This is a genomic window from Actinosynnema sp. NPDC020468, assembly GCF_040642015.1.
Classification (GTDB): Bacteria; Actinomycetota; Actinomycetes; order Mycobacteriales; family Pseudonocardiaceae; genus Actinosynnema.
Window position 1 is genome coordinate 1 of record NZ_JBFAEO010000040.1, and the last position, 8,638, is coordinate 8,638.

General features: G+C 72.7%; 5 protein-coding genes. 2 read left to right on the forward strand and 3 right to left on the reverse strand.

The features are described 5' to 3' along the window. Window positions 1-160: 160 nt before the first annotated feature. Both AB0G50_RS25735 and AB0G50_RS25740 read right to left on the reverse strand, forming a co-directional pair. Window positions 161-1,618, reverse strand: coding sequence for a trypsin-like serine protease (locus AB0G50_RS25735; RefSeq protein WP_360113042.1), 1,458 nt, complete (start codon window positions 1,616-1,618; stop codon window positions 161-163). Between the two features lie 35 nt (window positions 1,619-1,653). Continuing rightward, a complete protein-coding gene (locus tag AB0G50_RS25740) occupies window positions 1,654-3,171 on the reverse strand; it encodes a S8 family serine peptidase (RefSeq protein ID WP_360113044.1) in 1,518 nt (505 codons plus the stop codon). A gap of 238 nt (window positions 3,172-3,409) precedes the next feature. On the opposite strand from AB0G50_RS25740, the gene AB0G50_RS25745 reads away from it, so the two are divergent. Both AB0G50_RS25745 and AB0G50_RS25750 read left to right on the forward strand, forming a co-directional pair. After that, window positions 3,410-6,181 (forward strand): AAA family ATPase, encoded by a 2,772-nt coding sequence (locus tag AB0G50_RS25745; protein WP_360113046.1) that lies wholly within the window; start codon window positions 3,410-3,412, stop codon window positions 6,179-6,181. An 89-nt stretch (window positions 6,182-6,270) separates the two neighbouring features. Then, window positions 6,271-7,293: an LLM class flavin-dependent oxidoreductase gene (locus AB0G50_RS25750; RefSeq protein WP_360113048.1), complete on the forward strand. Its 1,023-nt coding sequence runs from the start codon at window positions 6,271-6,273 to the stop codon at window positions 7,291-7,293. 36 nt (window positions 7,294-7,329) lie between these two features. Here AB0G50_RS25750 and AB0G50_RS25755 read toward each other — a convergent pair whose 3' ends face one another. Then, on the reverse strand, window positions 7,330-8,625 hold the full coding sequence (locus tag AB0G50_RS25755; RefSeq protein ID WP_360113050.1) for an MATE family efflux transporter: 1,296 nt from the start codon (window positions 8,623-8,625) through the stop codon (window positions 7,330-7,332). Window positions 8,626-8,638: the final 13 nt, after the last annotated feature.

An 8,638-nucleotide genomic window follows, 5' to 3' on the forward strand; every position in this document is an offset into this window, starting at 1 on the left:
CAGCAACCGGTCGAAGGCGCTGCCCCGACGGCGACGGGCGCCGTCCGGTGCGGCACGGCGCGGGGGGGGCGGGGGACCCCCCGCCGGGCCCCCCCGGGGGGGGACGCCGTGGCGCCCGTGCCGAAGCGGGCACGGGCTCCACGGGTGTCGCGGCCGGAGATCACCTCACGGTGAGGGTGTACTCCGCCGTGCCGGTTTTGCCGGTGCCGTCGGTCGCGGTGATCGTCACCTTGTAGGTGCCGCGCTCCGCCGGGCCCATGACCGTCATCCGGGACGTGCCGCCGGGGTTGACGGTCGGGGGCGAGAACGTCGGCGCGGACGGCACACCGGTGGCGGTGAGCCGGATCTGGCCGGTGCCGCCGGCGACGGTGATCGTCGCGTTGGCGTAACCGCGGGGCGGAACCGAACCGGTGTTCGGCGAGGCCGTCACCTTCAGGCCGGTGGTGGTGCCGCCGTCGCCCACCGTCAGCGCGTACTCGGCGGTTTTCGAGCCGGAGGCGGCCTTGGCCGTGACGGTGACCTTGTGGACGCCGGCCGGCGTGGTGGCCGAGGTGTGCAGCGTCATCTTGGCCACGTCACCGGAGTTCACCGTCGCCGGCTGGAAGGTCGCGGTGGTACCGGCGGGCAGCGACGACGCGCTCAGCTCCAGCTTCTCCGCACCCTGGTCGCCCGCCTTGGTGGTGACGCTGGTGGAGACGTACTTGCCCGCCTCGACCTTGCCGGACGTCGGCGACAGCGCCACCGAGAACTTCCCGTCACCGGGCTGGGTTCCGCCGATCTCGCCACGGGCCCAGTCGCCCATCTCGTTGGTCAGCCGCGACATGACGCTGTACCGGTCGCACTTGCTCGAACCCCAGGACGACACACCGACGATCACACCGTCCACGATGAACGGTCCGCCGCTGTCGCCCGAGCAGTTCGCGGTGCGCCCGTCGTCGTACCCGGTGCACACCATCAGGTCGCCGTTGACCTTGATGTCGAACACCTGGCAGCCGGCGGGGTCGTTCACCGGCAACGTGGTCTTGCGCAGCTCGCCCGAACCGCCGCCCGACGACGTCTTGCCGTAGCCGAGCGAGTACCCGGACTTCCCGGGCTGGGTCAGCGCGGTGTCGCCCGACCCGGCCACCTTGGCCCACTGGGCCTCCGGCACGGGCAGGTCGTCGGCGGTCGTGACCACCGCGACGTCGTACCCGGTGCGCCACCCGCCGTTGCCGCTGTACTTGGGGTGGGTCTTGAACGACGTCACGGCCGTGCGGAACGTCTCGTCGCCCGGCGTGTTCAGGTCGTCGTCGCCGTAGATGTAGCTCTTGTCGCCGACGGCGTCGATCATGCAGTGCGCGGCGGTGACGATCTTGCGCTTGGCGACCACCGAGGCGGTGCAGGACTGGCCCTGCGGACCGCCGCCGCCGACGCGCATCCCCGCGATGACGAACGGGTTCTCCTTCACCGTGGTGCGCTGCCCGTTGACGATCTGCGCGCCCGCGTCGGGTCCGCGCAGCTGGTCGGTCGGCGTGGCCGCGACGCTGATCCGGTCGGGCGCGGCGCCCGCGTCGTTCGTGACGCCCAGGGTTGCCGCGGCCAGGGTCAGGGCGACCACGGCGGCAAGTCGTGTTTTCACGGTTCTCCTTCGACAGCAGGGTTCTCGAAAGCCGCTCAGAACGTGATCGACCAGCCGGTCAGGGTGCCGGTGTCGAACTTGTACACGTCCTTCACGGACAGCTTCCAGGTGCCGTTCGCGTCCTCGCGCGACGCGTCGACGGTGAAGTTCTGGTGCACACCGGCGGATTCGCCGACACCGCCGGCGCGCTTGAGCGGGTAGGCCGTCCCGCTCGGGCCGACCAGGTCGACGGCGAGGTCGCCGGTGTAGCCGTGGTCGATGTCCACCCGCACCGCGAGGGTGGCGGACGCCTTGCCGGCACAGGAGTCCTGGCTCACGGACGTGCCGACGGCCGCGCCCGCGTCGGGGATCGCCACGTCCTCGTCGTTGCCCTTGGCCGCGCACTTGGGCGGCGTGCCGCCACCGATGTCGCCGACGTAGAGGAGCTTGTTCGGTGAGTCCGCGCCCGGGTTGGAGATCAGGTCGGGGCTGGCGGAGCGCACCAGCGCCTCGCTCACCTGCTGCGGCGTGGCCGAGGGGTTCGCGGACAGGTACAGCGCCGCCGCGCCCGCGACGTGCGGCGAGGCCATCGACGTGCCGCTGCCGTTGCGGTACTTGCCGGTGTTGTCGCTGGAGTAGACGTTGCCGCCGGGCGCGAACAGGTCGATGCACTTCCCGTAGTTGCCGCCCCGCGTGCGGTCCTTGTTGAACCAGCCCACGGTGATCGCCTCGGGCACCCGCGCCGGGCTCACGCCGCACGCGTCCTGGCCCGCGTTGCCCGCCGACACCGCGACCACGATCCCCTTGGCCACCAACGCCTTCACCTGCTCGTCACCGACGCCGACGACGTCCGTGCCGAGGCTCATGTTCACCACCGCGGGCTTCACCGCGTTCTTGGCCACCCACTCCAGCGCGCTGACCGTCGCCGAGTCCGGGCCGGAACCCTTGCAGTCCAACGCGCGCACGGCCACGACCTTGGCCTTCTTGGCCACGCCCACGGTTTTGCCCGCGATCGTCCCCGACACGTGCGTGCCGTGCCAGTAGCAGTCGCTCGCGTCGGTGTCGTTGTCCACGAAGTCGTAGCCGGAGCTCGCCCGCCCCTCGAACTCCGGGTGCCCGGCGTCGACACCGGAGTCGATGACGTAGGCCGTCACGCCCTCGCCGGAGTTCGGGTAGGCGTACTTCTTGTCCAACGTCGTGGTCCGCTGGTCGATCTGGTCCAAGCCCCACGACGGCGGGTCCGACTGCTCACCGGTGGCCCTGGTCGTGCCGTCCTGGTACACGGACTTCACCGACGGGTCCGCGGCCAGTCGCCGCGCCTGCCGCTCGGACAGGTCGCGCACCGCGAACCCGTTCAGCGTCACCGAGTACGTGTCGGTCACGCGACCGCCGTACCGCTGGGCGAGGGTCGCGGCCCCACCACCGGACGCGGCCTGCGCGCCGGACTTCAGCACCACGATGTACTGCCCGGCGTAATGCCCCTCGGCCTGCGTCACGGCCGCTTCCGCCTGTTGCGCAACGGCTCCGCCCGCGGTCGCCGCCACCGCGGCCGCGGTGACCGCCACGGTGAACACTCCCGACACCCATCGTCTTCCGCGCTCGTGCATCGATTCCTCCATCGTGCGGTCGAACGGCCAGGCAGGGTTTTGCGCACATCAGGCCGTTCGGGAATCACCCTTCGGCCTGGCGGGAGGCGGAACAAGTGTGGTGACGACCCGTAGGGGTACGGGTGAAATCCCGGGGGTTACCGCACCCCGCCCGGCCGACCTATCCTCACGGGCATTCCTGGTGCGCCGGCGGACGGGAGCGAGCATGGGCGGCCTCGACCCACTCCGGACCGGCGCGGCGCCGATGATCGGCCGGGACGCGGAGCTCGCCGCCGTGCTGGACGCGGTGCGGCACCCGCCGGCCGCGGTCTTCGTCGAGGGACCGCACGGGGTGGGCAAGTCCCGGCTGGTCGCCGAGTTCGCCGCGGTCGCCCGCGCGGAGGGCGCCCGGGTGGTCGTGGGCGCGTGCCAACCGCTGCCCGAGCCGTTCCCGTACGGCGTGCTGCTCGACTGCCTCAGCCGGTGCGGCGACCGGCTGCGCGACCCCGGCCCGGTGACCGGCGCGCTGCGCGACCACCTGCCCGAACTCGCCGACCGCCTGCCGCCCGCGCCGCGCGCCCTGGGCGACCCGGCCGCCGAGCGGCACCGGGTGTTCCGCGCCGTGCGCGAGCTGCTGCGCTGCCTCGGCCCGACCGTGCTGGTGCTCGAGGACCTGCACTGGGCGGACGAGGACACCCGGCGGGTGCTGCGGTACGTGCTGGGCGACCCGCCGCCGGGTCTGGCGGTCGTGGCGACCTGCCGGCGCGAGGCGGAAAGCCCGCTGGGCCAGGCTTTTCCCGTCCCGCACGTGGTCCTGCGGCCCTTCGACGCGGCGCGGGTGCGCGCCCTGGTCGACGCGCTGGTGGGCGCCGAGGTCACCTCGGAACCGTTCGCCCGCGCCGTGCTGCGCGCGACGGCCGGAATCCCTTTCGTGGTCGAGGAAACCGTGCGCGCGCTGCCCGACCCCGCGCGGGACGTGCGGACCGGTGACCGGCGGGTCCTGGACGCGATCGACGTGCCGGTCCTCGTCGCGGACGCGGTCGCGGAGCGGATGCGCGCACTGCCCGCCGCCGCGCGCGCCGTCGCCGAGGCCGCCGCCGTGCTGGGCGTCCCGGACACCGCCGGCGTTCTCGGCGCGGTGTCGGGAAAACCGCGGGCGCACCTGATCGCGGCGCTGGCGTCCGGTGTGCTCGTGGAGGACCCGCCGAACCGGTTCGGCTTCCGGGCGTCCCTCGCCCGACGCGCGGTGTGCGCGGCGCTGCCCGGACCGCGGCGGCGGGACCTGCACGCGCGCGCCGTGGCGGTGCTGTCCGCCCTCGACCACCCGCCGCTCGCCCGGCTGGCCGCGCACGCCAGGGCGGCGGACCTGAAGGCGGAGTGGTTGCGCTACGGCGAACTCGCCGCCGAGGCGGCGGAGGAGGTCAAGGACGTGCCGACCGCGGTCGACCTGCTCTCCGAGTTGCTGGCCGACCGGGACCTGGGCGCCGCGGACGCGAACCGGTTGGCGGGCAAGCTGTGCGGCTACGCGCTGACCGGCCTGCCCGGCGGCCCGCTGACCGCGCGCGTCGAGGGTGTGCTGGCGGACCCGAGGTTGACCCCGGACGTCCGGGGCGAGGTGCACCTGTGGTTCGGCCTGCTGCTGCAACGGGAAACCGGCGCGGTGGACCGCGGCGCGGAGGAGATCGCCCGGGCCGTCGACCTGCTCGGCGACCAGCCCGAACGCGTCGTGCGCGGGTTGGCGGCCGTGGCGGGACCGTACCTGGGCACCGCGTCCCTCACCGAGCACCGGGCCGCGCTGCGCCGGGTGGAGAAGATCATCGACCACCTGCCGACCCAGGCCCTGCGCACCGCCATGCTGGCCACGACGTTGGGCGGGCGGCTCGTCGTCGGCGACCCGAGCACCTGGGAGCGCATCGCCCGGCTGCCGTCGGTCGCGGACGTGCGCGACCCCGACGAGATCCACCACCTGGCCCGGGCGCACTGCAACCTGGCGGACGCGTGCTCGTGGATCGGGCACTACGCGCGGGCGCGCGAGTTCCTGCGCAACGGGATCACGTTGGCGGAACGGGTTTCCGCGTCGTACGTGGTCGGCACCGCGGAGGCCACGGCGGTGCGGCTGGACTGGCTCGGCGGCCGGTGGTCGGGTCTGGAGGAGCGCATCGACCGCCTGGTCGGCGCCTACGCGAACCTGCTGCTGACCACCGACCTGAACCTGACGCGGGGGTGGCTGGCGGCCGCCCGCGGCGAGTGGGTGCTCGCCGAGGACGCGTTCCGCGCGGCGGCGGGCACCCACCCGATGACCTTCCCGGTCGGCATCTCGGCGGCCGGCGGCATGGCGGGCATGCTGCTCAGCCGGGGCAAGCCCGTCGACGCCCGGGAACACGTGGACCGCGGCGTGACGACGTTGCGCCACAAGGGCGCCTGGGCCTGGTCGGGCGACATCCTCCCCCAGGCCGTCGACTGCTACCTGGCGACCGACGAGCCGGACGCCGCCCGCCGACTGCTGACCGAGGCGACCACCGGCCTGACCGGGGTGGACGCCCCCTTGGCCCACGCCGCCCTCACCGCCTGCCGCGCGCGACTGGCGGCGGCGGACGGCGACGGCGAAGCTCCGGCGCTCTACCGGGAAGCCATTGCCCGGCACCACGACCTGGGCCTGGGCTACCGCGCGACCCAACTGGCCGAACAGGCCGGCACGACCTCACTCGCCACCCTGGCCACCACCTACGACACCCTGGGCGCGACAGTCGACGCCGCCCGTTGCCGCCACGGGATCCGCAGCGCCGGAACGGCGACCCCGTCCCCCCGAGGCCGCCGCGGCTACGGAACCGCGCTCTCCCCCCGCGAACAGGACGTGGCCCGCCTCCTCTCGAGCGGCCACACCAATCAGGAAATAGCCCAGGCCCTCTTCCTCTCCCGCCGCACGGTGGAGGAGTACGTCGTCAAGGTCCGCCGCAAGCTCAACGCCCCGTCCCGCCACGACGTCCACCTCCGGTAGCGACCCGGCACCGGCATCGCGACGCCGCCCCACGCGCCCCGGTCAGGTAGTTGAGGAATCAACCAGCCCGGCCGGGCGTTGACCCCGGTGTGAAGAACATCGGCTTCCTGTCCTTCGGGCACTGGTCCGACAGCCCCCACTCCGGGGCGCGGACGGCCTCCGACACGCTGTTGCAGTCCATCGACCTCGCCGTGGCCGCCGAAGAGCTGGGCGCGGACGGGGCGTTCTTCCGGGTACACCACTTCGCCCGGCAGCTGGCCTCGCCGTTCCCGCTGCTCGCCGCAGTGGGCGCCAAGACCGAGCGCATCGAGATCGGCACCGGCGTCATCGACATGCGGTACGAGAACCCGATGTACATGGCCGAGGACGCCGGCGCGGCCGACCTCATCAGCGGCGGCAGGTTGCAGCTCGGCATCTCCCGGGGATCGCCCGAGCAGGTGATCGACGGCTGGCGGTACTTCGGCTACCGGCCGGGCGAGGGCGACACCGAGGCCGACATGGCGCGCAAGCACACCGAGGTGCTGCTGGAGGTGCTGCGCGGCGAGGGTTTCGCGCAGCCCAACCCGCGCCCGATGTTCGCCAACCCGCCCGGCCTGCTGCGCCTCGAACCGCACTCCCCCGGGCTCCGCGACCGCATCTGGTGGGGCGCGGGTTCCAACGCGACCGCCGTGTGGGCGGCCGAGCAGGGCATGCACCTGATGAGCTCGACGCTGAAGAACGACGAGGGCGGCGCGCCGTTCCACGTGCAGCAGGCCGAGCAGATCCGCGCGTTCCGCAAGGCGTGGGCGGACGCGGGCTGGCAGCACGAACCCCGGGTCTCGGTGTCCCGCAGCATCTTCGCGCTCACCAGCGACCTCGACCGCGCCTACTTCGGCGCCGACCGGGGCAGCTCCGACAAGATCGGCTACATCGACGCCGACACCAAGGCGATCTTCGGCCGCAGCTACGCCGCCGAACCCGACGCCCTGGTGGATCAGCTGGCCGAGGACGAGGCGATCGCCGAAGCCGACACGCTGCTGCTGACCGTGCCCAACCAGCTGGGCGTGGACTACAACACCCACGTGCTGGACAACATCCTCACCCACGTCGCGCCCGCCCTCGGCTGGCGCTGATCCCCGTACGGCGTCCGGGCCGCCTCCCGGACGCCGTCACGCGGCCAGGACGTTCCCGCCCCGTTTCGGCCGGGTGAGGAGGAACTCGATGCGGATCCAGTACAGGACCAGCGTCGCCAGTTCACCGATCGAGAGGCCGAGCCAAATCCCCACCACGGTCGTGTCCAGGGACTCGGCCAGGAAATAGGCGGACGGCAGGCCGATCGCCCACTCGCCGACGAGCACGCACGCCAGCCCGCCCGCCCCGTCGCGCAACCCGCTCTGCGCGCCGACGAACGGGGCCTGGAGACAGATGACGAACAGCCAGACGGTGACCGGCCACACCAGTTGCCAGACCGACCCCAGGTTCCCCGCCAACTCGGCGCCGACCAGCACGGTGGTCAACCCGTCGCCGAACACCACCAGGCCGGCGCTCAGGAAAAGCCCGTACAGGATCGCGCACAGCACCCCGCCGGTGATCGCGACCCGAATCCTGTCCCGCGCGCCGGCGCCGTCCAGGTAACCGACCCGCGACCCGACGGCGGTCGCCACCCCCAAACCCAGCGACGAACCCCACTCGCTCAATTTCGCCATCACCACCTGCACGGTCACCACGAGAATTCCGTGCGGCGCCGCGATGAGCATCGCGATCGGCAGCACGCCCTCCCGGATGGCGATGCGGAAGGCAAACGGAGTACCCAGGCCGACCACTCGCCGGAACTGCCGGCGGTCGAACGCGACGGGGAGCCGCAGCAGTTCCGCGAGCACGCCGACCTTGACCAGCCTCAGCAGCGTCCAGGTCGCCAGCAAAGCCATCGACGGGGTGGCCGCCAAAGCGAGGCCGGCGCCGAACGGCCCCAGTGCGGGAATCCACCCCGCGCCCCGGACCAGAGCCAGGCAGAGCACCGCGTGCACGGGCACCGAAAGCCACAGCACCACCGTTCCCACCCCGGATCTGCCCACCGCCGTCGAAATGCACCGCACGGCCACGTACAGTGCCCAGAACGGCAGACCGAGCGCCGCGCCGCGCAGGTAGTCCACCGAGAATTCCGCCGTCTCGCGGGTACCGACGAGGCTCACGATCACCGGCGAGAAGACTTCGAGGACCAGCGCCAGAACCGCGCCCGCGCCGGCCGCGAGGATGAGCCCCTGGTGCGCGATCTTCCTCATCACGACCCGATCCGCGCGCCCGTACGCCTCCGACACCAGCGGGGTCATCGAGGTGACGGTGCCGATCGCCAACAGGAAGAACAGCGCGTACACCCCGGCGGCGATACCGACTCCGGCGAGTTGCCGGGAACCGGTCCGGGACACGATCGACGTTTCGACCAGGGCGATGAACAGTTGCGCCAAAAAGGTGACCGAT